This window comes from Vibrio sp. SS-MA-C1-2 (assembly GCF_021513135.1).
GTDB lineage: Bacteria > Pseudomonadota > Gammaproteobacteria > Enterobacterales > Vibrionaceae.
The window spans coordinates 678678-705255 of sequence record NZ_CP090980.1; the positions used below are offsets into that span (position 1 = coordinate 678678).

15 protein-coding genes and 1 pseudogene are annotated in these 26578 nt (G+C 39.2%); 12 read left to right on the forward strand and 4 right to left on the reverse strand.

The genetic code is table 11. The features are described from left to right. The first annotated feature begins 10 nt into the window (after positions 1-10). Positions 11-1127: pseudogene (gene gcvT / locus L0B53_RS03010) on the forward strand (glycine cleavage system aminomethyltransferase GcvT). A gap of 201 nt (positions 1128-1328) precedes the next feature. On the opposite strand, the gene elyC reads toward gcvT, so the two are convergent. Continuing rightward, complete coding sequence (gene elyC / locus L0B53_RS03015) at positions 1329-2216, reverse strand: envelope biogenesis factor ElyC (RefSeq protein ID WP_235058993.1); 888 nt, start codon at positions 2214-2216, stop codon at positions 1329-1331. A 117-nt stretch (positions 2217-2333) separates the two neighbouring features. Here elyC and cmoM point away from each other — a divergent pair, with 117 nt between their 5' ends. The 5 genes from cmoM to L0B53_RS03040 all read left to right on the forward strand — a co-directional run bounded on the left by cmoM (position 2334) and on the right by L0B53_RS03040 (position 12120). Then, a complete protein-coding gene (gene cmoM, locus L0B53_RS03020) occupies positions 2334-3107 on the forward strand; it encodes a tRNA uridine 5-oxyacetic acid(34) methyltransferase CmoM (protein ID WP_235058994.1) in 774 nt (257 codons plus the stop codon). Positions 3108-3263: 156 nt separating this feature from the next. Continuing rightward, positions 3264-4586: a chromosome partition protein MukF gene (gene mukF / locus L0B53_RS03025; protein WP_235058995.1), complete on the forward strand. Its 1323-nt coding sequence runs from the start codon at positions 3264-3266 to the stop codon at positions 4584-4586. Further along, the gene (gene mukE, locus L0B53_RS03030) at positions 4567-5301 is read left to right on the forward strand and encodes a chromosome partition protein MukE (protein WP_235058996.1); all 735 of its coding nucleotides are present in this window, start codon (positions 4567-4569) and stop codon (positions 5299-5301) included. The genes mukF and mukE overlap by 20 nt, the downstream gene beginning before the upstream one ends. After that, positions 5298-9776, forward strand: a complete 4479-nt coding sequence (gene mukB, locus L0B53_RS03035; protein WP_235058997.1) for a chromosome partition protein MukB — start codon at positions 5298-5300, stop codon at positions 9774-9776. Before mukE ends, mukB begins: the two co-directional genes overlap by 4 nt. A gap of 367 nt (positions 9777-10143) precedes the next feature. Next, positions 10144-12120 (forward strand): bifunctional UDP-sugar hydrolase/5'-nucleotidase, encoded by a 1977-nt coding sequence (locus tag L0B53_RS03040; protein WP_235058998.1) that lies wholly within the window; start codon positions 10144-10146, stop codon positions 12118-12120. A 310-nt stretch (positions 12121-12430) separates the two neighbouring features. On the opposite strand, the gene L0B53_RS03045 is transcribed toward L0B53_RS03040, so the two are convergent. Continuing rightward, positions 12431-13534, reverse strand: coding sequence for a hypothetical protein (locus L0B53_RS03045; protein WP_235058999.1), 1104 nt, complete (start codon positions 13532-13534; stop codon positions 12431-12433). A 744-nt stretch (positions 13535-14278) separates the two neighbouring features. Here L0B53_RS03045 and L0B53_RS03050 point away from each other — a divergent pair. Together L0B53_RS03050 and L0B53_RS03055 are read left to right on the forward strand one after the other, a co-directional pair. Then, on the forward strand, positions 14279-15445 hold the full coding sequence (locus L0B53_RS03050; protein ID WP_235059000.1) for an efflux RND transporter periplasmic adaptor subunit: 1167 nt from the start codon (positions 14279-14281) through the stop codon (positions 15443-15445). 9 nt (positions 15446-15454) lie between these two features. Next, positions 15455-18565 (forward strand): efflux RND transporter permease subunit, encoded by a 3111-nt coding sequence (locus L0B53_RS03055; RefSeq protein WP_235059003.1) that lies wholly within the window; start codon positions 15455-15457, stop codon positions 18563-18565. Positions 18566-18646: 81 nt separating this feature from the next. On the opposite strand, the gene L0B53_RS03060 is transcribed toward L0B53_RS03055, so the two are convergent. Both L0B53_RS03060 and L0B53_RS03065 read right to left on the reverse strand, forming a co-directional pair. Beyond that, positions 18647-19666: an ion channel gene (locus L0B53_RS03060; protein WP_235059005.1), complete on the reverse strand. Its 1020-nt coding sequence runs from the start codon at positions 19664-19666 to the stop codon at positions 18647-18649. Between the two features lie 346 nt (positions 19667-20012). Then, positions 20013-20273 (reverse strand): hypothetical protein, encoded by a 261-nt coding sequence (locus tag L0B53_RS03065; RefSeq protein WP_235059007.1) that lies wholly within the window; start codon positions 20271-20273, stop codon positions 20013-20015. 421 nt (positions 20274-20694) lie between these two features. Here L0B53_RS03065 and nrdD point away from each other — a divergent pair, with 421 nt between their 5' ends. From nrdD to L0B53_RS03085, 4 genes are all read left to right on the forward strand, one after another. Continuing rightward, the gene (nrdD, locus tag L0B53_RS03070; RefSeq protein WP_235059009.1) at positions 20695-22812 is read left to right on the forward strand and encodes an anaerobic ribonucleoside-triphosphate reductase; all 2118 of its coding nucleotides are present in this window, start codon (positions 20695-20697) and stop codon (positions 22810-22812) included. A 128-nt stretch (positions 22813-22940) separates the two neighbouring features. Beyond that, positions 22941-23408, forward strand: a complete 468-nt coding sequence (gene nrdG, locus L0B53_RS03075) for an anaerobic ribonucleoside-triphosphate reductase-activating protein (RefSeq protein ID WP_235059010.1) — start codon at positions 22941-22943, stop codon at positions 23406-23408. An 11-nt stretch (positions 23409-23419) separates the two neighbouring features. After that, positions 23420-24229 carry an MOSC domain-containing protein gene (locus L0B53_RS03080; protein WP_235059012.1) on the forward strand — a complete coding sequence of 270 codons (810 nt, stop codon included), beginning with the start codon at positions 23420-23422 and terminating at the stop codon, positions 24227-24229. Positions 24230-25908: 1679 nt separating this feature from the next. After that, entirely contained in the window at positions 25909-26529 is a 621-nt protein-coding gene (locus L0B53_RS03085) for a LysE family translocator (RefSeq protein ID WP_235059013.1), read from the forward strand. Positions 26530-26578 lie beyond the last annotated feature (49 nt).

Sequence of the window (26578 nt, forward strand, 5' to 3'; positions counted from 1 at the left end):
GGATAATTAAATGACTCAACAATTGAAAACTGCACTTTATGATTATCACGTTAATGCTGGGGCCAAAATGGTACCGTTTGCGGGATATGAAATGCCAGTTCAATACCCTTTAGGTGTAAAAAAAGAGCATATTCATACTCGTGAGAATGCGGGACTATTTGATGTTTCTCATATGGGGCAAATCCGAATTTATGGTGATGGTGCGGCGCAATTGCTTGAGTCATTAACGCCCGTTGATATTATTGATCTCCCTACAGGTAAACAGCGTTATGCTTTCTTTACCAATCCAGAAGGTGGCATTCTTGACGATTTGATGGTGGCGAATATGGGTGATCATCTTTTTTGTGGTGGTGAATGCGGCGTGTAAAGCACAAGATATTGCTCACTTACAGCATAACCTCCCAACTGGTGTTGAGTTGGAAGTGATCGATAACCGCGCATTATTAGCTCTACAAGGTCCGAAAGCCGCGAGTGTACTTGCACAACTGAACCCAGCCGTTAATGAAATGGTCTTTATGGATGTAAAAACCATCGAGTTACTGGGTGAAAACTGCATTGTCAGTCGCTCTGGTTATACGGGTGAAGATGGCTTTGAGATCTCAATCGCTGAAGATAAAGCGGTTGCATTTGCGGAAGCTTTAGTGGCATTTGATGAAGTGGAGTTGATCGGCTTAGGCGCGCGTGATTCTTTGCGTTTAGAGTGTGGACTTTGTCTTTATGGACATGATCTCGATACCACAACGACGCCAGTTGAAGCGAGTCTATTGTGGGCGGTGAGCAAAAATCGTCGTACGGGTGGTGAACGCGAAGGGGGCTTCCCTGGGGCTGATAAAATCCTTTCTCAAATTGTCACCAAAGATGTGGCTCGTAAACGTATCGGTTTAGTTGGACTGTCTCGTGCACCAATTCGTGAAGGGGTTGAGCTGTTTGATGGTGCCGATAATCGTGTGGGTATTGTGACCAGTGGAACATTTGGTCCAACTGCTGGCAAACCGGTAACCATGGCTTATGTCTCTACTGAGTTTGCAGCAATTGGTACTGAGCTATTTGCTGAGGTTCGTGGTAAAAAACTCGCGATGGAAGTGGTGAAAATGCCATTTGTGCCGCAAAATTATTATCGCGGCTAATTATTTGATTCGTTACAATTAAATGATGAGCAATCAATAAACTAAAAATGCCAGTTTGATTTTCATGTTATCGTGAATATCAAGTTGGCATTTTTGTCCATAACTTTGCTATTTATTAATAGAAAGAATCATTCGGTATATACTTGAGGTTATTCATTTTCCGCCGACTAGCCACTCCAATTACTTTGGGTATAGGTCTATTTATGGTGCCGAAGGCTGAGTGAGTTGTTTCGTTGTATTTGGGTTAATTGCTTCATTAACGGCTTGATGATTATCTTCTTCTATTTCTTCTGTTAACGATTTTGACTCAATCGCTGGGTTCTGAGTCGTGTCTGCCCAGTCTCGTACATAACGCCACCACTGACCTAAAATTTCATTCCATGCTTTTTCAGTTTGTTCTAAATAGAGTGCCCGAGGGGTATATTTAATCCAAAATTGAGAGATATCTTGATGGGCAAGAAAGTTAGTTGGAGCTGCTATCGGATCAAGTCCTGTACTTTTAAATTCAGCCATGGCACGCGGCATATGATTTGCTGAGGTAACTAAAACTAAATGGCTCTGCTTGACCACCGCTTTAGCTTGAAATGCCTCTTCCCAAGTATCTTTTGCGGTCTCTAATAACAGAATATCACTTTTGGTTACCCCGAGATCAAGGGCAACTTGAGCGAGCATTCGAGCATGGGATATCGATGTCCCTCCTGCATAACCCGATAAAATGAGTTTTGCCCCAGGATACATACGATAAATACGGATCCCTTCAGCTAATCTCATCAGAGCAGCACGACTAATTTCAGAGGTTGATGGCATATTTTTATCGACCACATGGCTATTACCTAGCACCATGACATAATCAACACTCTGACTGGTTGGAATAAAAGCAGGATATTGATGTTCGAGAGGAACTAAAAGACGCGTTGATACCGGCTGAAATGAGACTAAAAATAATCCAACCCAAGCAAAAGTTACTAGGCTTTTACCTGTTTTGCTCCAACGGGTAAACCACAGCAGCAGCAGGCCAAATAAAGCAATAGTTAACACCATTGGAAGTGGCATAAGCATTGATGATAAGATTTTTTTTAGTTCAAACATCCAAATTCGCCCGAATAATCGTCAGTTGAGAGTTTATAAGGTAAGAATAGCTTTATTCTTACTATTGTTATGCGAAAATATGCCTCTGTATGACATAAAATAGATAGAACAGAGTAAATGGCTCAAGATAGAAATTTCGATGATATTGCAGATAAGTTTGCTAAAAATATCTATGGCTCACAAAAAGGGTTAATTCGTGAAGCGGTTGTATGGCGTGATCTACAACAAATTATGGATCAATTTCCTCAACAATCTTTATCTATTCTTGATGCTGGTGGCGGTATTGGACAAATGTCTCAAAAAATGGCCACTCAAGGACATCATGTTACTCTGTGTGATATTTCAGCAAAAATGTTACAACTTGCCGCTGCTGAAATTGAAAAAGCACAACTTATGCCTCAGTATCAATTAATTCACTGTGCAGCACAAGATATTGATCACTATTTATCTGAAAAGGTTGATGTAATTCTATTCCATGCCGTTGTTGAGTGGTTGGCTGAGCCACAAAAAGCCGTTGAAAGTTTAATTAAAAACTTAAAGCCCGGTGGCTACTTTTCATTAATGTTTTATAACAATACAGGTTTAACTTTTAAAAATTTAATTTGTGGTAATATTCCTCATGTCATTGACGGAATGCCTCATCGAAAGCGATTCAAATTACAACCGACACAAGCTTTCGATCCTGATGAAGTTTATCAGTGGTTAACTGATGCGGGATTAGAGGTTTCAGGCAAAAGTGGGGTACGATGTATCCACGACTATATTCGTCAACAAGACGTTGGAGAATATACCTTTGATCAGCTTTTAGAGATGGAGATGAAATTATGCCAACAAGAGCCTTATCTCTCTCTGGGACGATATATTCATGTGTGGGCACGTAAGCCTATTTAATTTTTATATACCCTTGTTACTTGAAATTGTTAGGGGAGTAGCATTATTTATTTCTCCCCTAGTTATATCAATAATTTTTGGTGTAGTTATATGTTTTTTATGACTTATTTACTAAACTGTAATTGAGCATATTTTAATTTGATTCAAGGATAGCGAATGAGTGAAATGATCCAGACTGTTCCCGAGCTTGTGGGATGGGTCAAACAGAACGACTTCTCAATCTCTTTACCCCCAGAGCGCTTAGGATTTTTACTTGCTGTTTCAGCATTAAGCCAAGATCGTTTTGAAGAAGAGTTAAGTGAAGGTGAGTTAATCGATGCTTTTCGTATTGTCAGTGATCAATTTGAACAATCAAGAGATACCATTGCATTTCGAGCCAATAACACCATCAACGATATGGTCAAACAGCGATTGATCAACCGTTTTAGCAGCGAGTTCAGTGAAGGTGCGAGTATCTATCGTTTAACACCTTTATCTGTTGGAATTTGTGATTACTACTCGCGCCATAAAGAGTACTCAGCCTTAAAGCTTTCTATTCAATTAACTATGGTGGCTGATGAGATTGCTAAAGCCGTTAAAGCGGCTCAGCAAGGTGGAGAGGTGAGTTATTGGCATCAACATGTATTCGCAGTCTTAAAGTATTCTGTTGCTGAGTTATTTGAACGTATTGACCTCAATCAGCGAACAATGGATGAGCAGCAGCAAGAAGTTAAAAATGACATTGCTGAACTGTTGAATAAAGATTGGCAAGCCGCGATTACCAGTTGTGAACTGCTACTCAATGAAACCTCTAATACGTTACAAGAGTTACAAGATACATTACAAGCGGCAGGGGATCAGCTGCAAAGTCAATTGCTTAAAATCCAAGAGTTAACTCATGGCAACAGTGATCTGGTTTTTGTAGAAAATATTGTTTTTAACTTACAAAGTAAACTCGATCGCATTATTAACTGGGGACAGCAAGCGATCGATTTATGGATTGGTTATGACCGTCATGTTCATAAATTCATCCGAACCGCTATCGATATGGATCAGAACCGAGCCTTTAGTCAGCGTCTTCGTCAATCGGTAACTGATTATTTTGATGCACCATGGTATTTAACGTTTGCCAATGCTGATCGTCTTTTTGATATGAGAGATGATGCGTTAGTGCTTCGCAATGAAGAAGTCTTAGGTGAATTACCGCCAGAAATGGAATTTGAACAGCTTGAAAGTGTACGAAGCTACCTTAGTGAGCATATTGCTGACATGTTGCATCAACATAAGCATCAACAAAAACCGATCCATTTAGCCGAGTTATTGAGTAATTACTTAGAGGATCATCCTCAAAGTCGACATTTTGATGTTGCCCGCTTAGTGGTGGATCAAGCGGTACGACTGGGTTATTCGCAGGATGAACTCAACGCAGTGCAACCACTGTGGCAGGATATAAATAAATTTGGAGCCAAGGTACAGGCCAATGTCATCGATAAATATTGAACAACTTATTCCAGAGCAGTTAGCAAAAGCAATTGCCAGCCCGTTATTTCCTGAGCTTGATAGTCTTCTTCGTTCTGGTCGCCATATTGGTAATGAAGATCTTGATAATCATGCTTTTTTATTGGAATTTGAACATGAGTTAGCCCATTTCTATCAACGTTATCATGTTGAATTAGTTCGTGCGCCTGAAAATTTCTTTTATCTACGCCCACGTTCTAGCTCGTATATTAGTCGCAGTGTCCTTTCTGAGTTGGACATGCTGGTGGGTAAGGTACTCTGCTTTCTTTACCTAAGTCCTGAACGTCTTGCACAAGAGGGGATCTTTACTCATCACGATGTTTATGACGAACTTTTAACCCTAGCCGATGAAGCGAAATTAATGAAGTTAGTCACCCATCGTGCAACAGGTTCCGATCTCGATAAAGAAAAATTGAACGACAAAGTGAAAACCTCACTCCGCCGTCTTCGTCGTCTCGGGATGTTATTATCGGTTGGTGATAGCGGTAAATTCAGAATTAGTGAATCAGTGTTCCGTTTTGGTGCCGATGTTCGTGCGGGAGATGATCCTCGTGAAGCACAGCTAAGAATGATTCGTGATGGTGAAGCGGTCGTTCATGATGAGCAGCCAAATCAGGGGTCGTTGTTAGATCCTGATTCAGAAAAAAACGAAGATGAAATGAGATATGAGCAAGTAACACAGGAGCAATCATTATGATGGAACGTGGTAAGTTTCACTCAATGACCATGATTAACTGGAACGGCTTTTTTGCTCGAACCTTTGATCTTGATGAAATGGTGACAACCCTCTCAGGGGGAAATGGTGCCGGTAAATCGACGGCGATGGCTTCATTTATTACGGCGCTGATCCCAGATCAGACACTACTTCATTTTCGAAATACCACCGAAGCAGGAAGTTCAAATGCCTCCCGTGATAAGGGATTACACGGTAAGTTAAAGCCGGGCACCTGTTATTCTGCTTTAGAGATTGTAAACTCGAAGAATCAACGCCTTGTTTTTGCCGTTAAGTTACAACAGATTGCAGGACGAGATAAGAAAGTTGAAATCAAACCGATCATTATTAAAGGGTTGCCGACGGCGATCTCTGTTTCTGAATTATTAATTGAAACTCAAGGTAATGGCCAAGCACGAGTGCGTCCGATCAATGAGTTGAAAGAGTTTGCGCTAGCGATTGAAGGTGTTCAGTTTACCGCGTGTAATTCCGTTACCGACTACCATGGTGAAATGTTTGAATACGGCGTGTTACCGAAGAAACTGCGTAATCAAAGTGACCGTGGTAAATATTATCGTTTGATTGAAGCCTCTTTATTTGGTGGGATCTCAAGTGCGATTACCCGATCGTTAAGGGACTACCTTCTACCTCAAAACGGTGGTGTGAAAAAAGCATTCCAAGATATGGAAGGGGCATTACGTGAGAATAGAATGACCCTTGAAGCGATCAAAGTCACTCAATCAGATCGTGATCTTTTTAAACATTTAATTACTGAAGCAACCCATTATGTTGCTGCAGATTATATGCGCAACGCCAATGAGCGTCGTAAAAATCTTGAGCTAACACTACAGCAACGCCGAGAATTGTTCTCTACTCAACAACAAGTTGAACAGCAGAATAAGCAGTCTGTCATGTTACGTGAAAAGCTCGATGAACAGAAAGAGCTTGAACAACAACTAGAGATTGACCACCAAGGCGCATCAGATCATTTCCAATTGGTGCAATCTGCCGTTCGCCAGCATCAAAAAATTACCCGTTACCAAGAAGAGCTAGAAGATCTGGCAGAAAAGCTTGAAGAGCAGGTGATGATTGTCGAAGAGGCAAGTGAGCGTTTAGAGGAGTCTGAACAGCAAGGTCAGTACTTTGAAGATGAAGTTGATAGCTTAAAGTCGCAACTGGCCGATTATCAACAAGCTTTGGATGTTCAACAAACTCGCGCTTTGCAATATCAGCAAGCGGTAGACGTGTTAAATCGTGCCAAAGCGAGTTGCCAAAATCCTGACTTGACGGTTAAGCAAGCAGAGCAACAGAATAAACATTTAAAAGAACAACAAACGGCTTTAACCTCTTCGTTACTCTCGTTGCAGCATCAGTTAGATATTGCTTCTGCTGCCACAGAGCAATTTGAAGATGCACTCAAGTTAGTCTGTCAGATAAGTGGTGAAAACGTTGACCGTCAAGCTGCTGCAGATACGGCGCGTCAGTTAATCCAGCAAGGTCAGCACTTCCAAGAGATTGTTGCCAATAAAGAGCAGACTCAACAGCAATTTAATGAGCTTCAACGTCGACTACGTCAACAGCAGCAAGCGAAAGAGTTAAGTGGTGATTATCATAAATTGACCCACTTTGTTGTTGATGATGAACTGTTTTTAGAAGAGCGTGCTGCTCTGCATCAAGAGCAGATGGAAGAGCGACAGTTCCAGTTAGAAGATCAAGCTGATCAACGTTTAGCGTTAAGTAATCATAAACAGAACTTAACCACTAAAATTACTGCGCTAGAAAAAGCAACGGCACCTTGGTTTGCCGCCAATTCGGCACTTGATCTGCTTGAACAGCAGACGACGGCAGTCAATATCGAGGCTGATTTTGATTCAACATTGAGCGTGACGAATGCGATGCAGCAGGTTTTAGATGCTGAACGTCAAGTTTCTCAACGTCGTGACCAATTGGCTGAGAAGAAAGGTCAATTAGAGTCTGAAATCGAACGTTTAGCTCAACCTGGTGGTAACAGTGATCCAAGATTACACGCTTTAGCCGATACCCTAGGTGGGGTTCTTCTTTCTGAAATCTATGATGATGTAACACTTGAAGATGCGCCTTATTTCAGCTCACTTTATGGTCCTGCACGTCATGCGATTGTGGTTTCTGATCTTAAAGGGGTGAAAGAGAAGCTGGTCAATCTAGATGATTGCCCGGATGATCTCTATATTATTGAAGGGGATTTAGATGCTTTCGATGATAATGTATTTGATGCCGATGATTTAGGGGATGCGGTTTGTGTTCATTTAAATGATCGCCAAATGCGTTACTCTCGTTTCCCGAAAGTACCGCTATTTGGCACTGCTGCGCGTGAAATGCGATTAAATGATTTGCGAGAGCAGCGTGAAGCATTGATTGAAGACCATGCATCCACTGCGTTTGAGTCTCAAAAATTACAACGTTTATATCAGAGTTATAATCAGTTTGTCGCGACTCATTTGTCTGTGGTGTTTGATGATGATCCTGAAGTTGGATTAAAACAAGCAAGAACAGAGCTTAATAACGGCACAGCAAAACTTAATGAGCTTACTGAGCAAGGTATTCAACTTAAGTCTCAGTTAGAGCAAGATAAAGTGGCTATTTCGTTACTGAATCGACTGTCACCGTTGGTGAATACCTTGCAAGAGTCTAACTTAGCGACTCAATTAGAAGAGAGTGGTAATAAAGTTGCGCTACTCGATAAAGCGGTTATTTTTGTCCAAAAACATGGTAAGCAAGTTAAAGCATTAGAGACTTGTCAGCATGTTTTAGCTTCAGATCCTCAGCAGTTTGAACAAGTAAAATCTGATTATCAGCAAATTGATCAACAGTTACAGTCGCTGAAAAAGCAGCAGTTTATCTTGGCTGATCTTTATGAACGTCGTCATCACTTTGATTATCAAGACTCGATTGAATTGGTAAACAAAAGCAGTGAACTGAATGAGCAACTTAAAGTGAAGCTGCTCGCGGCGGAAGGACAGCGTACTCAAAGTCGAGCGCAAAGAAAGCAGCAGCAAAGCCAGTTAAACCAATATAATCAACTATTGGCATCATTGAAGAGCGCACATCAAGCAAAACAAGAGACGTTGGTAGAATTTCAACGTGAGCTAGATGATTTAGGGGTTCGTGCTGATATTGACAGTGCAAACCGAGCTGAACAGCGTAAAGAAGAGCTTTACCAGCAACTCTCTACGCTAAGAACTAAACGCAGTGACAATGAGAAACAGCTGACTGCCACTGAACTAAATATCCGTTCATCGATTAAGCAGATCAAAAAATTGATTACGGCCTACCAAGAGTTGCGTCAACAGGTGGTGAAGGCAAAAGCGGGTTGGTGTGCTGTATTGCGTTTAGCGCGTGATAGTGATGTAGAGCGTCGTTTAAATCGTCGTGATCTAGCCTACAAATCAGCGGATGAATTACGTTCGATGTCTGATAAATCCTTGGGTGCGCTTCGTATTGCGGTGGCGAATAATGAACGTCTTCGTGATGCACTCCGAGCTTCTGAAGATGCAGCACGACCAGAACGTAAAATCCTCTTCTACGTTGAGGTTTATCAGCACTTAAGAGAGCGTATTCGTCAGGATATTATTCAAACCGATGATCCAGTAGAAGCGATTGAAGAGATGGAAGTGGAGTTAGCGCGTTTAACTCATGAGTTGACCCAACGAGAAAAACGTCTTGCGATCAGCTCTGAAAGCGTCGCGAATATTATTCGTAAAACCATCCAACGTGAGCAGAATCGTATTCGACTGCTTAACCAAGGGCTACAGAATATCGTCTTTGGTCAGGTTAAAGGGGTTCGTCTTAACGTCAATATCCGAGAAACCCATACTCAGTTATTGGTTGGCCTCTCTGAACAGCAAGAGTTACATCAAGACCTGTTTAATAATGATGCACTGACGTTCTCGGAAGCAATGGCGAAACTGTTCCAACGTATTAATGCTCATATTGATACCGGGCAACGTACTGCTCAAACCCTTGGTGAAGAGTTACTCGATTATCGTAACTATCTTGAACTGGGTATTGAAGTGAATCGAGGAACTGAAGGTTGGTTACGGGCAGAAAGTGGTGCGCTATCAACCGGCGAGGCGATCGGTACGGGTCAAGCTATTCTATTAATGGTTATGCAGAGTTGGGAAGAGGAGTCACGTCGACTTCGTAGTAAAGATATTATCCCTTGTCGCTTGTTGTTCTTAGATGAAGCCGCACGACTGGATGCGAAGTCGATTGCTACCTTGTTTGAGCTGTGTGAGCGACTTGATATGCAGCTATTAATTGCTGCGCCCGAGAATATCAGCCCAGAAAAAGGGACGACCTATAAATTGATCCGTAAGATCATGAAGGATCGAGAGCATGTTCATGTTGTCGGTTTGAAAGGGTTTGTGAGCAATAATGGAGAGGCGGCTAATCAACAATTGCCGCTAGAAGATATCTCTTAATTATCCCCTTCTTACTTGAAGTTGCTAGGTTGTTGGCGATATTCATTCGCCCCAATTATATAGAAAACCTATACTCATGGGGCCTCATTCACTTGCCGCCTACTAGCAACGCCAATGACTTTGGGTATCGATCTGAGATATTAAAATAGAGCCACAATGCAGAGCTGATGAAGTGACTGTGTTGTGGCTTTTTTATTGTCTTGTTTCTTTGATTTAATCGTAATAGGCGAAACGAATCACAAAAGCAATATTTTCTCTATTTTTTCGTGGTAGCAGTGATTGTTATTACAAAGTGTTACTTTATAATAAGCGCCGGATTTTAATAAATTATAAATATATTCTTATTTAGAGAATAAAAGGAATAACCATGAAATTAGCAAAAAAAGTTGCTGCTATTGCTGTTGCAGCCATTTTAGGTGGCTGTGCTTCACAATCGAATACAGATGATTTTACTCTTGTCATTGCACACGTTAACGATACTCACTCTTCTTTTGATGGTGTAAAGTCTAGCTTTGTTGCTAATGACGCAGTAGTTTATAACGAGTTTGGTGGTTACCCTCGCCTGTTAACTAAAGCAGATCAGTACAAAGAAGCCGCTCAAGAGCAAAACCAAAGCTTCCTTTTCCTACATGGCGGTGATGCATGGCAGGGAAGTGCTTATTTCAAATTAAATGAAGGGATGGCGAACGCCGATCTATTGAGCCAAATGGGACTTGATGCAATGGCATTGGGTAACCATGAATTTGATCTATCAAATGATAAGTTAAATCAATTTATTGGCAGCATTAATTTCCCTGTATTAGCGGCAAATGTTGATACAAGTGCAGACGCTGATCTGGCTGGTCAAACAAACTTACGTCCATATGTTGTTTATGCTTTTGATGGTAATAATAAAACAGAAGTTAAAGATTTAGATAACTTACCAAAAGATAAAGATCTTGTGGCGGTATTTGGTCTAGTTCTTGATGACATGGCGGATATCGCACCAAACACTGGTGACGTAAAATTCTCAAACATGGTTGAGAGCGCACAAGCAACGGTTGATGCTCTGCAAGCAAAAGGCGTACATAACATCATTGCACTAACGCATATCGGTAATGCGAAAGATGTGATGATTGCGAAAAATGTTAACGGTATCGATGCCATCGTGGGCGGACACTCACATACTCTATTAGGTGATTTCACTGATATCGGTCTAGAGAATAATGGCCAATATGCTGAGATGGTGGCTAACCCAGATGGTAAATCATCAACCTGTATCGTTCAAGCGGGTCAATATGCAGAAGCAATTGGTCAAGTTGGCGTAACATTTGATAAAAATGGTAAAGTGAAAGCGTGTGAAGGTGCTAACTTATTACTAAGTAATGATGAGTTCTATGCGGACGCTTCTCGTACTGAAGAAGTTCGTTTAACTCATGATCATCACCACAATGTAGAGACGTTTATCTCTGAGCATGATGATATTGAGATCACGGCTGAAAATGGTGCGATGCGTGAAACTATCGACACTAAATATAAGCCAGCGGTTGATGAAGCATACGGTAAAGTGATTGCGCAAGTGCCTGATCAGATCCTTCATGCTCGTCGTCCGGGTGATAAAGGTTCTGACATTCATGGTTCAGATGTTGCTCCATTAGTTGCTGCAGGTCAATACTACTGGGCGAATACTAAAGCCGTTGAAGCTGTAACGGGTATGGCGGTTGATTTCTCTCTTGTTGGTGCTGGTGGTGTTCGTACCAACATCGATGCAGGTGAGTACCGTGAAGGTAATGTCTCTCTTGAATTACAACCGTTCTCTAACTTTATGTCGGTATTAACGGTTAAAGGTTCAACCATTAAGCAGCTACTGAATGAAACAGTAACAGCAACCCTTCCTGAAGGTGCGCATGCGGGTAAATTTGTCTACGGTGGTCATATCCGTTATAGCTTTACAGAAACAACAGCCCATAAAGCGGGTAAGTTGGATTATGTTGAAGTGATGACGGGCACAGAGGCTAATCCTGTTTGGACGTCATTGAAAGATGATCAAAATTACAACATCGCATTAAATAACTATAATGCAACAGGTAATGATGGTTGGAGTGCACTGTACCAAGCACAGAAAGTGAAGAGTAACCGTGTTGATCTTGCTTATGTTGATGGCAAGCTAACTGGCTTTAAAGTGAAGAATATCAATTCAGTAGACGGTAAGTACAAAGTGAACTACTTAGGTGCGAAACCAAACTGTAAAGCAGATAATACTGAGTGTAATACCGATGCATTAGCGATGATTGAATACGTTGAGCATAGCCGTCCAGTATTAACGGAATTAAGCTACGATGTTGTGACGTTGAATCGTAAATAGTAGTCAGTCAATATCTATTTGATTGATAAAACAGGCTAAAAATACGCATAATCAATAATTTAGCCTTGTTAATTAACCCTGCTTTTCTGGCGAGACTCGCTAGAATGGTGGGGTTATTTTTTACCTGTTCATTTTTTATTTTATGTTATTAGTCCTAACTGATAAGAGTGACATATCCCCTTCATACTTGAAGTTGTTAGGTTGTTGGCGTCGCTCATTTGCCCCAATCATATAGTAGACCTATACTCATGTAGCCTCACTTGCCGCCGACTATCAACGCCAATTATTTTAGGTATAAATTCATGATGGATTATTTTTTTGGTGCAGCCCGGTGTAGTCGGTCGCCTCTGGTCTGTTTAGTAAAGAAGAGATCAAATTGGAAAGTAATCGCGGGTGTAATATCGTAATTATTTTTTTCAGGGAAGGTAATTTCAGGTATCACTTTTAAGTAGAGCCATTTTTTATAGACTCGATAATAAAACTCTGCAGAGACCCAATAATCCGTCGGCGAGAAGGAGGGGCGACTTTGTTGAGAAAATCCTAAGTTATATTGAATCAAATAACGATCACTAGGTCGTTGGTAATAAGAGATCCCTTCATATAACTCCCAAATGTTCTCGTCATCTAAAAATTGTGCTTGAGCTGTCGCTGTCCAAAATGATTCTGTTTGATTTTTAAAAAATAGATTAAATTCCGTTTTTGAGCCAAAGCCATCTTGATCATAATAGAAAAATCGCTGCTTTACTTGGCTCACTAAATTGTCATTTAACTCATGGAAGCGTGACACTCGCACTCGAGCAAAAGGGTTAACGGGCAATTTAAATTTAACACCGACATCGAAACTGCTTTTCCACCGTAGACTTTCACGACCATAAAAGCGCAATGCAGCAGTGGCGTTATCTTGTTTATCATCAATATTCGATGAACCTAGATCATAATCACGTTGCTGGCTTTCCGGGGACTTAAAGTCATCAGGGTCAGAGTCTAATACTAATTTAAAGCGCTTTTTGGTATTAGGGAGACTCAGTCTAAGTTTAAAACTACTGATATAACTAGGTGATTCATGGTGCTCAAAGCGCTGGGCGACCTTGATTTGGAAATAACTTAAGTTCTCAATATCATCTTCTAATTCAGAAGAGGCAATAAATCGATCTAAGCTAGAGGCTGAACTCGTTACCCCTTGACTGATTAACTGCTGTTTGTCATCAATCCAATCCATTGTTGTTTCTAAAGCCGGTGACGTTGATGGTTGTTCGACAGGATCATCTGTATTTATTACTGCTGCTGTTACTGTTGCTTTCGTTGTTGATGTCGTTTGTTCGTCAGCAATCACCAAGCTTGATGATAAAAAGAAAAGAAAAGAAAAGCAAAAAAGGATAGAACGAGTTATTGTCGTACATTGTTGATTAAACATTATACTTCTCCTTTATCCTCAAATCTTTAATCCTTTAAACTATTGAAAGAGTGAAACAGCTTATATATCTATTCTCTTTATACTAGTTAACGATTTGCTTTTGTGTGAAATATTCAGTCATTTTTTCGATAAACAGAGATTGATCTACCGCTTTCAGGCTTCGATAACGGTATAGCAAAGAAACATGAATTTTAGGTTGTGTTATTTCAGATACCTTTATAAACCTCATCTATACCCTTCATACTTGAAGTCGCTAGGTTGTTGGCTGTATTCGTTCGCCCCAATCATAAGAGTACACCTATATTCATGGAGCCTCACTCACTTGCCGCCGACTAGCAACGCCAATTATTTTACGTATATATTAAGAGTATATTAATATTTTCTATTTATCTGAGAAATTCAATAGCCGATAAGTATTTAATTTTTAGTGAGATAGAATTTTATTAATGGAATTCTTGATTCCATATTTTTAACTATTAGTAATTTTACTAGTTTTGTAAACTGGCTGCTAATCAATAGTTATACTCTTAGTTATTTGTGATTTTTATTAATCGGTACTAGGTTTATTAGTCAGTAAGTTGTTATTTAGAGTAGATATTGATTCGATAGGGACGTTATTACTATATTGTTAGCTATTTCATTAAGTTAGTTAACGGCATAGGAGAAGTAGAGGGAAAGTAATAAGTGTAAGCCTGATGCTAAATATTATAGCGAGGTTTAATCTTTACAGAGATGAGATTAATAATGTCAAAAAAATTCATATCAGCTGTTATTATTGGAATATTGATAATCCTTGCTGTTGTTTTCGGATTTAACCACCTGAAGAAGCAGAAAATTAAAGAGGCATTGTCTCACCTAAAATTGCCAGCAGTTCCAGTAACTACTGTGGTTGCCAAGTCAGATACATGGACGCAAAAAATTCCTGCTATTGGTCGTGTAACGACAAATCAAGGCGTAAATATTACTTCCCAGATGTCTGGTCAAGTAAGACAAATCAACTTTAAATCAGGTCAATCGGTACATGAAGGGGATGTATTGATTCAACTTGATGATCGTCTATTACAAGCTGATTTAGTCACCAGTAAAGCAAATTTAAAATTAGCGGAGCTAGAGTACAAGCGCCAAGTAAGACTACTCAAAAATAGCAATACATCACAGAACTCTGTTGATGAAGCGTTTGCCAATTTAGAAACAAGTAAAGCAAATACCCAATATATCAAAACTCAAATTGATTTCATGCAAATCAAAGCACCTTTTTCGGGTAAATTAGGCTTACGTCAGGTTGATCTTGGTGATTATATAAAACCGGGTGATACGATTGTTGAGCTACAAAATTTAGATAAAACTTATATCGATATTTCAATTCCTGAAATGTACCTAAATAAAGTCACTGTAGGTCAAACAATTACCTTTACGACTTCAGGCACTGACAATAAAAATCATACGGCTAAAATTAGTGCGATAAATCCATCAATTGATGATCAATCTCGTAACTTGGATATTCGCGCACAAATTGTCAAAGAAGATAAGGTTACTTTCCTTCCGGGAATGTATGTTGAAGCGTCAATTATTACTCACGATGTCACCGACTTGATTGTTATTCCGACGGTTGCGATTAACTACTCATTATATGGTGATACGGTTTATATCATTGATCCAAAATCAAAAAGTGATACTGATATTGTCACTGATAGTAAAGGTAAGACATTCCCTGTCTATCATGCGATTCGTCGAACCGTTAAAGTTGGTGAACGTCGAGATAGTAAAGTAGGCGTTATTGCTGGCTTGAAAAAGGGTGATATGATTGTCACTTCTAACCAGCAACAACTTAAAAAGAAGTCTCGAGTTATCATTAACAACTCTCAGCCTTTCCCTTCAATAACTTCTGCAAATGAAGCAAAGTCAAAGTAGGAGCTGTGAATGAAGTTTACTGATGTTTTTATTAAAAAACCGGTGCTTGCGATCGTTTTAAGTTTGGTCTTGTTAGTACTTGGCTTGAAATCATTCCAAGATCTGCAAGTAAGACAATATCCAAAACTTGAGTCTGGTGTTATTACCGTAACAACTAATTATCCAGGTGCAAGCTCGTCAAGTGTACAGGGATATGTAACACAGCCGTTAGAAGCACAGATTGCACAAACTGAAGGTGTCGATTATATGACATCAGACAGTAGTTTGGGTAAATCAACGATTACCGTTTACTTAAAGTTAGATTATCCCTCGGATAAAGCGTTAACTGAAATCCTATCTTTAGTTCAACAGGTTAAATACCGTTTGCCTGCAGGAGTACAAGATTCGAGTATCGTTAAATCAACGTCTGATTCACCAATTTTGTATTTGGCACTATCGAGTAACACACTCGAGACACAACAACTTTCAGACTTTGCGAGCCGAGTAGCTAAGCCAATTTTCTCAACAGTTAGTGGTGTATCAAAGGTTGATATTTTTGGTCAGCGTGACTTTGCGATGCGTCTTTGGCTAAATCCAACCAAAATGGCTGCATTTGGCGTGACAGCCTCTGATGTTCAAGCGGCAATCAAAGCGAATAATGCGGTTAGTGCTGCGGGTAAAGTGAAAAATGATTTCATTGAGATTGAGATCAATGCACATACTGATGCTAGCACCGTTGAACAATTTAAGAATATTTCGATTAAAGCAAAAGATGGTCGTTTTATTCATGTTAAAGATATTGCGACGGTTGAGCTAGGTGCAAACAGTTACGATACTATTGTAAAATTCAATGGTAATCAAAGTATTATGGTGGCATTAACCAACACAGCAACGGCAAACCCGTTAACTGTAGTCGAGGATGCTTACAAGGTACTACCTGAGATTCAAAGCAGTTTACCTGATGGTGTGACAGCAAAAGTTGTTTACGATAAAACTAAGTTTATCAACTCCTCCATTGAAGAAGTAATTAAAACCCTTGGTGAAGCCGCACTGATCGTTATTATCGTGATCTTTGCCTTTTTAGGCTCATTCCGAGCAATGTTTATCCCATTGGTGACGATACCTTTGTCTCTGATCGGTTCAATGTTCTTTATGATGGCGCTTGGTTTTAGTTTAAACTTGCTGACATTGTTAGCGATGGTATTGGCTATCTCGCTGGTGGTCGATGATGCCATTGTCGTGGTGGAGAATACCTTCCGACATTTGGAAGAGGGAACGCCTCCACTTAAAGCTGCAATTTTAAGTGCACGGGAGATCACAGGGCCGGTTATTGCAATGACCATTACGCTTGCTGCGGTTTATGCGCCTATCGGTTTTATGGGAGGATTAACGGGTAAGTTGTTTACTGAGTTTGCCTTCACATTGGCAGGATCAGTGATTATCTCTGGCTTTATTGCCTTAACATTGACTCCGATGATGTGTTCTAAGATGTTATCAAAAGATACCTTAGAAGCACCATTAGTTAAGAAAATTGACCGAGTGATAGAAAAGGTCACCAAATTTTATGAGAAAATGTTATCGAGCTGTCTTCGCAACCGAATTATGGTTTGGCCATTAGCGGCAACCATTCTAGTCTCTTTGGTCTTTATGTTTACTCATACCTCTTCTGAGCTTGCACCTCAAGAGGATCAGGGTATCGTGATGATGATGGGTAAAGGTCCATCGTATGCAAATACTAATTATTTGGATAACTTTACTAAGCCATTAAGTAAAACCACCGAATCCTATCCTGAGTCTCAATTAACAGCGATGATTAATGGTTATACTAATAACCACACGTTCTTTGGATTCTCGGTATTAACGGATTGGGGACAGCGCGAACGTTCTGCACAAGACTTGATGAAAGAAATTAAGAAGGATACTGTGTCACTTCCGGGTGTTCAGCTTTATACTTTCTCACCACCAGATTTACCAGGAACACCACAAGGTCTTCCATTTCAGATGATTTTAAAAACGCCAACAGGCAGTTATCAAGATCTATATAACTATGCTGAGAAGATGAAAGCTTACGCAATGAAGAGCGGTAAATTCATCTATATGCAGAATGATTTAGATTTCAACAAACCACAGCTTGAGATCTCAATTAATCGCGATAAAGCCGCATTAATGCAGGTAAGCCCTTCGGATATCGGTGTTGTTTTGCAGCGTTATTTGAGTGAAGGTTTTGTTAACTACTTTGCATTAAACGAACGTAGTTATCAGGTTATTACTCAGGTTTCAGGGGACTATCGCAATACTCGTGAAAAACTGAAGAGTTACTACATCAAGTCTCAAAATGGTGAGATGGTTCCTCTTTCTGCAGTTGTGACAATTACGCAAAGTATTCAGCCCTCAGCGGTTGATCAGTTCCAGCAGTTAAACAGTGCAACGATTGAAGGTAAGATGATGCCAGGTGTCAGTATCGGTGATGCCTATACTGTGATGGAACAGGCAGCAAAAGAGATTTTACCTAAATCTTATAGTACCGATACATCAGGTCAATTACGTCAGTTTATCCAAGAAGGCTCTTCTTTGGTTCAGACGTTCTTCTTAGCCTTGATTATTATCTATTTAGTGCTGGCTGCACAGTTTGAGAGCTTCCGAGATCCATTAACGGTATTGGTCAGTGTTCCGCTGTCAATATTTGGGGCGATGATCCCACTCTATTTCGGGGTGGATACATTAAATATCTATACCGAAGTCGGGTTGGTAACTTTAATCGGTCTGATCAGTAAACACGGTATCTTGATTGTAGAGTTTGCTAACCAGCTTCAACGTGAAGAAGGGTTAAGTAAGATTGAAGCTGCGAAGAAATCAGCGGCAATTCGTCTACGTCCCGTATTGATGACAACAGCCGCGATGGTTATCGGTGTTGTTCCATTGGTTATTGCTGCTGGTGCGGGGGCTCAGAGTCGTTTCTCTATCGGTCTTGTGATAACCGTTGGTATGTCGATTGGTACGCTATTTACGCTGTTTGTTGTACCAACGGTATATAGCTTCTTAGCAGCAGAACATAATCATGAGAAGAATGATGATGATCTGGATGAATCAGAGACGATAGTGACTGCGAAAAAGCCATTAGAGCATAAAATCGCAGATTAAGTTTTCTTCTGTAAGCCTAATAAAAAAGAGCAGCTTCTTAGAGGCTGCTCTTTTTGTTTTTATAAAGTGTTTAACTACTCATTAATGCCAATGAAAATTGTCTATACGCTCATCAGCGATATAGAAAATTTTATCCCCTTGACTAATCTTGGTTGTTAAATCAGGGTTTATTATGATTTCGCCCTGTTGTTCAATCGCGATGAGTGTCGCATCATTCTGTTCTTTAAATTTCTGGAAAAGTGAGGCTATTTCACGATTTTCGCCTTGATAAATGACACTATATTGAGTCATCCCTTTATGGCTAGTTAAAAGCTCATGATGTAATTCGCTGGAACCGGGATCAATCGCCGCTTTTGCTAACATCTCCACCGCCACTGATGGAATACATTCAGCATTTGGACAGTGTTGCTTCAGTAATTTCGCTAAGGATTCATCATGAAAATAAGCCAGTAGGTGTGCTTTCGGATTTAAATGACTACTGTATAAAGCGGCAGAAAGGGTAATGTCATCTTCTGGATTATCAATAATAATACAGTTAGCCGTCTTCATTGAGGTCAACTCAGCAACTTGTGGGTCGGTAAAGCTATTGACGCGAACAAACTCTATTTTACCTGGAAGTGGGTTTTCCATCTCAGGTCGAACACAAAGAACAATCGCTCGATGCTCTTTTACTTCATGTTGCAACATATTGATTAAATGAAGTGTTCTCTGTTCATTCCAACCTAAAATTAAAATATGATCTTTCACGTTTACCTCTCTTGTTCCTAAAATGCCACTTCTCCAATACTGAATGGCTGCACTTGCTAATTGCCCTATAATGACACCAAATAGACTCAACCCTACAGGTATTACAAATAGAGCAACAACCCACTGACCTAAAGGCGTTGAAGGTGAAAGATCACCATATCCGACCGTTGAGGCGGTGACTAATATGTAATATATAAATTGCGAGGTAGAGTGAGTTAACTGCTCTTCTTGAGCAATAATAAGGAGTAACCAGCTGATAACTAAGTAACTGGTTAGCGCAATGAGTAAAGTTTTTTTTGTAATATGGCTTATATGGGAGATAAACCAACGGCGACAGAGTCTCCAAAATTCCATGTAAAAAGTCTCAAAAAATATTCTTTAAGTAAGGATAAACTATTTTAAACATAAATGATTGTTTCAGGTGTTTTTTAGGTTAATCCTCGCTTTAACTCAATGACTTAAAGTCTATCCATTGAGTTGTCGGCAAAATCATTGGTGTTGCTAGTCGGTGATAAACGAGTAAGCCCCCATGAACATAGATGTACTTTATGATTGAGGAGAGTGAACGTAGCCGTTACTGTTATAAACCTAGACTAGCAACTTTAAGTAAGAAGAATATAAACAAACTTATCTCTTAGCAACTAAATTGAGAGAAGAAATTAACCTTGTTATCTCTCTATTTTTATTACAAAAGAGGGAGCTAGCGTTTAACTTCAGACTCTGTTTCAGGTGCTTCAGTTGGTTGTTGGTCAACCGATTCTTCAATCGTCCCTTTGAGTGATTGCTCTTGTTGCTGGGCTTCTTCTTTCACTGCGGCGGCTTCTGCTTTTTGCGCCAATGTCGCATCTTGTTCTGTGCTCTCTGGTGTCGGGGGCTGTTGCTCTTCAGCTACTTTCTCTTTGTTGGTTAAAGAGTTGAAAAAGTTTTTAATAGATTCAATCAATTTATTTATAAAATTCATAAGTTATCTCCAACTTAAATCGGTTTATTTTGAATAAAAATTAATATACTTTAATAAAAAGCAATTAAAAACAATGTTTTATGATGGTTCGTTTCGGAGATTACGATTATTTTTTTATTGGCTCAATAACAGAGTGTGACTTCTGAGTAACAATATTCAATCAGTATCAAATACAGGACAATACAGCAGATCTCAAGTCTAATTTAATAGGTTTTTGTCATTTATTCCTATTGATTGATTGATTTTATTCGTTGAAAAAATAAGTAGAAGAAGGATTGTTCTGTATCTAATGTTTATTGATCATGGTCAATGTTTAATTTATCTGGTTAGCGCTTAATACCCACATATTGTGTTAACTAAAAATATAAGCCCTATATTTTGTGTTGATATTCTTTTTCATTTATGGTTAGGAGTTTTTGATATGCCGATTGTGATTAAACGAGATGGATGCCGAGTCCCATTTATTACCACTCGTATTAAAGATGCAGTATTAGGAGCAGCGAAAACGGTCACTGACCTAGATGAACAGTATGCCCTTTCTATTGCTGAGGCGGTTGAAGTTCAATTTAAACAGCAACAAGAAGTAGAGATAAATCGAATTCAAGATGCGGTTGAAGATCTATTAATGGAAGGCCCGCATAAAGAAGTGGCACGCGCTTATATCGAATATCGACACGACCGTGATATTGCTCGTGACAAACGTAGTCGTCTAAATGGTGAGATTAGTGGTTTAGTCGATCTAACTAATACTGATATTATCAATGAAAATGCCAATAAAGATGGCAAAGTGATCCCGACTCAACGTGATTTACTCGCTGGCATCGTTGCTAAACATTATGCCACACAACACATGTTACCTCGTGACATTGTTCAAGCGCATCAAAATGGGGATATTCATTTTCACGATTTAGATTACTCACCTTTTTTCCCTATGTTTAACTGCATGTTGATCGATCTTGAAGGCATGTTGACCCATGGTTTTAAAATGGGTAATGCGGAGATTGATACGCCTCGGTCTATTGCTACTGCAACGGCAGTTACTGCTCAGATTATTGCCCAAGTCGCGAGTCATATTTATGGTGGAACAACCATCAACCGCATTGACGAAATTCTTGCGCCTTATGTGACTGCGAGTTTTGAGAAAAATGTTAAAGTCGCTGAAGAGTGGCAGATCCCCAATGCGCAAGAATTTGCGATCACTCGGACAGAGAAAGAGTGTTTTGATGCCTTTCAGTCATTAGAGTATGAAGTGAATACCTTACATACAGCGAATGGCCAGACGCCTTTTGTTACCTTTGGTTTTGGATTGGGTGAAAGCTGGCAGTCAAAGTTAATTCAACAGTCAATTTTAAAGAATCGCATTGCTGGCTTAGGTAAGAATAGTAAAACAGCGGTTTTCCCTAAATTAGTTTTTGCGATTAAAGATGGCTTAAACCATAAGCCTGACGATATCAATTATGATGTTAAGCAGTTAGCGTTAGAGTGTGCCTCTAAACGTATGTACCCTGATATCCTGAACTATGATCAAGTGGTTAAAGTGACAGGTTCATTTAAAACCCCAATGGGATGCCGAAGCTTTTTAGGGACTTACGAAGAGAATGGCGAACTGGTTCATGATGGTCGTAATAATTTAGGTGTGGTTTCAATTAACTTACCAAGAGTGGCTTTGAAAGCGAAAGGTGATGAGGCTGCTTTCTATCAGTTGTTAGATCAACAGTTAGAGCTAACCAAGCGTGCATTGGATTTCCGAATTCAACGTTTAAATGGGGTTAAAGCCCGTGTTGCACCTATTCTTTATATGGAAGGTGCATGTGGTGTTCGTTTAAATGCAGATGATGATATTAGTGAGATTTTCAAAAATGGTCGTGCCTCTATTTCACTAGGGTACATTGGTCTTCATGAAACAATCAATGCCCTATTTGGTACTGAAACTCATGTTTATGATAGTGAGATCTTGCGTCAAAAAGCGGTTGAAATTGTCCAGCATTTACGTGCTGTCACTGAGCGCTGGAAAGAAGAGTCTGGTTATGGGTTTAGCCTTTATAGTACGCCAAGTGAGAATCTGTGTAACCGTTTCTGCAATATAGATGCAAAAGAGTTTGGTGTCGTTGATGGTGTGACAGATAAAGGTTACTACACCAATAGTTTCCATTTAGATGTTGAAAAACAAGTTAATCCTTACGACAAAATCGATTTCGAAATGACTTATCCTGCAATCGCAAGTGGTGGTTTTATCTGTTATGGCGAATACCCGAATATTCAGCATAACCTAGAAGCGTTAGAAAATGTCTGGGATTACAGCTACAGTCGAGTTCCTTATTATGGAACAAATACGCCGATTGATGAGTGTTATGAATGCGGTTTTACCGGTGAGTTTAACAGCACCAGTAAAGGGTTTACTTGCCCCAAATGTGGTAATCATAATCCTCAAACCGTTTCGGTGACTCGTCGAGTGTGTGGTTATTTAGGTAGTCCAGATGCACGTCCATTTAATAGTGGTAAACAAGAAGAAGTTCAGCGTCGCGTAAAACATTTATAAACAATACGTTTAAGATAAATAGGAATGGCAGTGCTGTTGGGATAATCAACAGACTTGCCATTTTTTGTTTCCATATTAATTTACCGTAATCAGATCTAAAACCTAATCAAAAAGTAGAGTAATTGACAATGAACTACCACACTTATTATCCCATTGACGTGTTAAATGGCCCAGGAACCAGAGCGGTAATTTTTGTTTCTGGCTGCGAACATCAATGTAAAGGTTGTTATAATCAGTCTACGTTACGATTAGATTCTGGTCATTTATTTGATCAAGAAATGGAGGATCAAATCATTGCAGACCTTCAAGATCAGCGAATTAAGCGCCGAGGGTTAACCCTCTCTGGTGGTGATCCCCTTCATCCTGAAAATATCTCAGCAATTTTACAGTTAGTGAAAAGAGTGGAACGTGAATGTCCCGATAAAGATATTTGGTGTTGGACGGGGTATAAATTGTCAGAGTTGAATGAACGACAGCAGCAAGTTTTACCCTATCTTTCAGCTTTAGTAGATGGTAAGTTTGTCAAAGAGTTAGCCGATCCAAGCTTAAAGTGGCGAGGAAGTAGCAACCAAGTTATTCATCAATTTGACAAATGAATGGAGTAAGGATGAGTCAATCAACAGCGGTTCTATCACAAATTAATATTTATCCGATCAAATCTACCTCTGGGATATCTCTTTCATCCAGCTGGGTTAATCTAACAGGTTTAAGCTTTGATCGTCACTTTATGATTATGCTTAACAGTGGCAAGATGGCAACTGCGCGTCAATTTCCTCAATTAGTTAAGTTACAGACCAACTTACAGCCTTTTGGTTTAACGTTGAATTATCCTACGAAAGGGCATTTAACGATTCGTTATCAAGACTTTTCTCAGCAACTGATATCAACTCAAGTCTGGAATGATAGCTTTTCTGCTTATTCAACCTTAGATATTGCCGATCAATGGGTGAGTGAGGTTATTGGGCAACCCGCACAACTCCTCTACATTGGTGAAGAACCAAATCGTATTGGTGGCGAGACCAAGGATAATTTAACCTTTGCTGATGGTTTTCCACTCTTAGTCATTAGTGAAGGGTCTTTGCAAGATCTCAATCAACGCTCTTCTGAAGTTCATACTATGGATCAATTCCGAACTAATCTTGTGGTTTCTGGTGTAGAACCTTTTGCAGAAGATACGTGGAAGCGAATTAAAATTGGTGATATCGAATTTGATATTGTCAAACCTTGTAGCCGATGCATTATGACGACGGTAGATCCACTAACAGGTAAGAAGAGTGAAAGCCAAGAGCCAATGAAAACCCTTACAACTTATCGTTGTAATGAGAAAGGTTGGGTGATTTTTGGTCAAAATATCATTCCTAGAAATAGCGGAATAATTGAACAGGGCGCTGAAATCACGGTTATTGAATATCAATAGTCCTTCATGCTTGAAGAGTTGAAGAGGCTAGGTTTATAACAGTAACCGTATTGCTTGTTTGTCCCAATCATAGAGTACACCTATATTCGCGGGGCCTCACTTGCTGCCTACTAGCAACTCCAATTATTTTAGGTATCGCTTATTCTTATCAAGATAAAATCAAAAGGCATCGATTTACATTGTAAATCGATGCCTCTTCTCTTTATCCCCTTCATACTTGAAGTCGCTAGGTTGTTGGTTGTACTCGTTCGTCCTAATCATATAGTCCCCCTATACTCATGGGGCTCACTCACTTGCCGGCTACTAGCAACTCTAATTCTTTTAGGTATATGTCAATATGATTAATCAGTAATAAATGTTACTGTAAAATATCAATAATGATTTATATTTAGTTTATAATATCGATATATTTGAAATTGGCAGTTTTTAATGTTGCTGTTGAGTGTGGGGAAATAATACCTATTAATCTTAACTTCTGATCATAAAAATTCAATTTTAACTAATTCATCAAAATTAAAATGAATAATGAGTAATTTAGTCGCAAATAGTCAGTGATTAAGCTTGTTATTTAGTTTTTAGTGATCATTTAGAGTATTTACTAAATGAGTTTTTACTGTATCTGTTTTCGGTGTCGTTATCATTTTATCTGGCGATAAATTGTTCGAAACAGGGAGGCTACATTGTTAATTTTCATATAAAAATAAATGACTTACTTTCAATTCTAGCACTGGATATTAAGTGGGTTTTCAATTCATCTGTGATCACTGTCACGATGACAGTATTAAATGAATATACATATTAAGATAACAAAAAACAGTTGTTACGTCCTTGTTAATTAATTAAGTGTGATTTTTTAATTTTTTTGCTGGTAAATTACTCAATTGTTGATAGAATAGCCGCGTTTTCAAATTCTATATTTCAGCAAATTGATGAGGATGCTTTGGCATGGAAATATTATTAGTTTTAGTTTTTATCGTTGGTGGGTTTTTTATGGTTAAGCGAGAAAAATCTAAAAACTAACCACTTTTGATGTAATTACTTTTTTAATACAATCTTTTGTTACATCAATAGACAAAAAGTCGCTTATGGCGGCTTTTTTGATATTTATAACCTGCTGTTCTTATTAACTTAGCTTGAATTTTTCTCTGTTGAGTTGGTTAGTTATCTTCTTTTACCCCGTTATGATATAAATAGAACTTAATTGGTACTAAAATCAATCTAAATTGATTAGATTTTCTACTTTACACCGTCAATTGATTTGCTGTGAATGAGTCGACCTCAAATACTTCTTTTATAGAAAGCGATTTATCTCTTCGACTTTAAGCTATTTGGGTATTTCAGCTAATAGTTTAACACCAATCAACCCTCACTCCGAATGTGGATGGCTGCCCACTCACTTCCTATCTAATTTTTACTCATTTGGTACTTATTTACTCATTTATACCTAAAATAATTGGCGTTGCTAGTCGGCGGCAAGTGAGTGAGACCCCATGAGTATAGGTGTACTCTATGATTAGGGCGAATGAGCGACGCCAACAACCTAGCCGCTTCAAGTAAGAAGGGGATAATGACTTTAAGATCGTTTTAATGGTCATTCATTTAACTGATCCCTGAATTACTTTGCAGAATTTTTGATAAAACGTAGAATAGCCACCTTTATTATTTATTAAGTACTTAAAATGGATTTAACTTTATTGGCCGCTTTTGTGCCGACGTTTTTCTTTGTTTCGATCACTCCTGGTATGTGTATGACTTTAGCGCTAACTTTAGGGATGAGTGTTGGTTACCGTAAAGCATTGTGGATGATGATTGGCGAGTTGGCAGGCGTTGCACTGGTCTCTATTTCTGCGGTCATTGGTATTGCAGGTGTTATGCTTAACTTTCCTTGGTTATTTGATGTTCTAAAGTGGGCAGGTGGCTCTTACTTGTTTTATATTGGTATTAGTATGTGGCAATCTAAAGGAAAATTGGCTCTTGATGCTTCTGGGGATGTTTCAGCCAACGTTGATCCAAAATCACTTATTTATCAGGGTTTTATTACCGCGGTATCAAACCCGAAAGGTTGGGCTTTTATGGTCTCTTTATTGCCTCCTTTTATTAATCAAAACCAAGCCCTTACACCACAGCTAATTATTCTTATTTCTATTATTTTAACCTTTGAGTTTATCTGTATGTCTCTTTATGCCACCGGCGGAAAAAGCCTTAAAGCTTTATTGAAAAAGTCAAATAATGTGAAGTTAATGAATAAAATATCCGGTGTATTAATGATGGGAGTTGGTGTGTGGTTAATTTCAACCTAAATAATAGGTTATATTTACGATTTACCCTTTATACTCAAATTTACCACTA

Excerpts from the sequence above, each read along its gene's own strand:
- elyC (WP_235058993.1), bottom strand. The coding sequence starts at position 2,216 with ATGTTTGAACTAAAAAAAATCTTATCATCAATGCTTATGCCACTTCCA.
- cmoM (WP_235058994.1), top strand. The coding sequence starts at position 2,334 with ATGGCTCAAGATAGAAATTTCGATGATATTGCAGATAAGTTTGCTAAA.
- mukF (WP_235058995.1), top strand. The coding sequence starts at position 3,264 with ATGAGTGAAATGATCCAGACTGTTCCCGAGCTTGTGGGATGGGTCAAA.
- mukE (WP_235058996.1), top strand. The coding sequence starts at position 4,567 with ATGTCATCGATAAATATTGAACAACTTATTCCAGAGCAGTTAGCAAAA.
- mukB (WP_235058997.1), top strand. The coding sequence starts at position 5,298 with ATGATGGAACGTGGTAAGTTTCACTCAATGACCATGATTAACTGGAAC.
- L0B53_RS03040 (WP_235058998.1), top strand. The coding sequence starts at position 10,144 with ATGAAATTAGCAAAAAAAGTTGCTGCTATTGCTGTTGCAGCCATTTTA.
- L0B53_RS03045 (WP_235058999.1), bottom strand. The coding sequence starts at position 13,534 with ATGTTTAATCAACAATGTACGACAATAACTCGTTCTATCCTTTTTTGC.
- L0B53_RS03050 (WP_235059000.1), top strand. The coding sequence starts at position 14,279 with ATGTCAAAAAAATTCATATCAGCTGTTATTATTGGAATATTGATAATC.
- L0B53_RS03055 (WP_235059003.1), top strand. The coding sequence starts at position 15,455 with ATGAAGTTTACTGATGTTTTTATTAAAAAACCGGTGCTTGCGATCGTT.
- L0B53_RS03060 (WP_235059005.1), bottom strand. The coding sequence starts at position 19,666 with ATGGAATTTTGGAGACTCTGTCGCCGTTGGTTTATCTCCCATATAAGC.
- L0B53_RS03065 (WP_235059007.1), bottom strand. The coding sequence starts at position 20,273 with ATGAATTTTATAAATAAATTGATTGAATCTATTAAAAACTTTTTCAAC.
- nrdD (WP_235059009.1), top strand. The coding sequence starts at position 20,695 with ATGCCGATTGTGATTAAACGAGATGGATGCCGAGTCCCATTTATTACC.
- nrdG (WP_235059010.1), top strand. The coding sequence starts at position 22,941 with ATGAACTACCACACTTATTATCCCATTGACGTGTTAAATGGCCCAGGA.
- L0B53_RS03080 (WP_235059012.1), top strand. The coding sequence starts at position 23,420 with ATGAGTCAATCAACAGCGGTTCTATCACAAATTAATATTTATCCGATC.
- L0B53_RS03085 (WP_235059013.1), top strand. The coding sequence starts at position 25,909 with ATGGATTTAACTTTATTGGCCGCTTTTGTGCCGACGTTTTTCTTTGTT.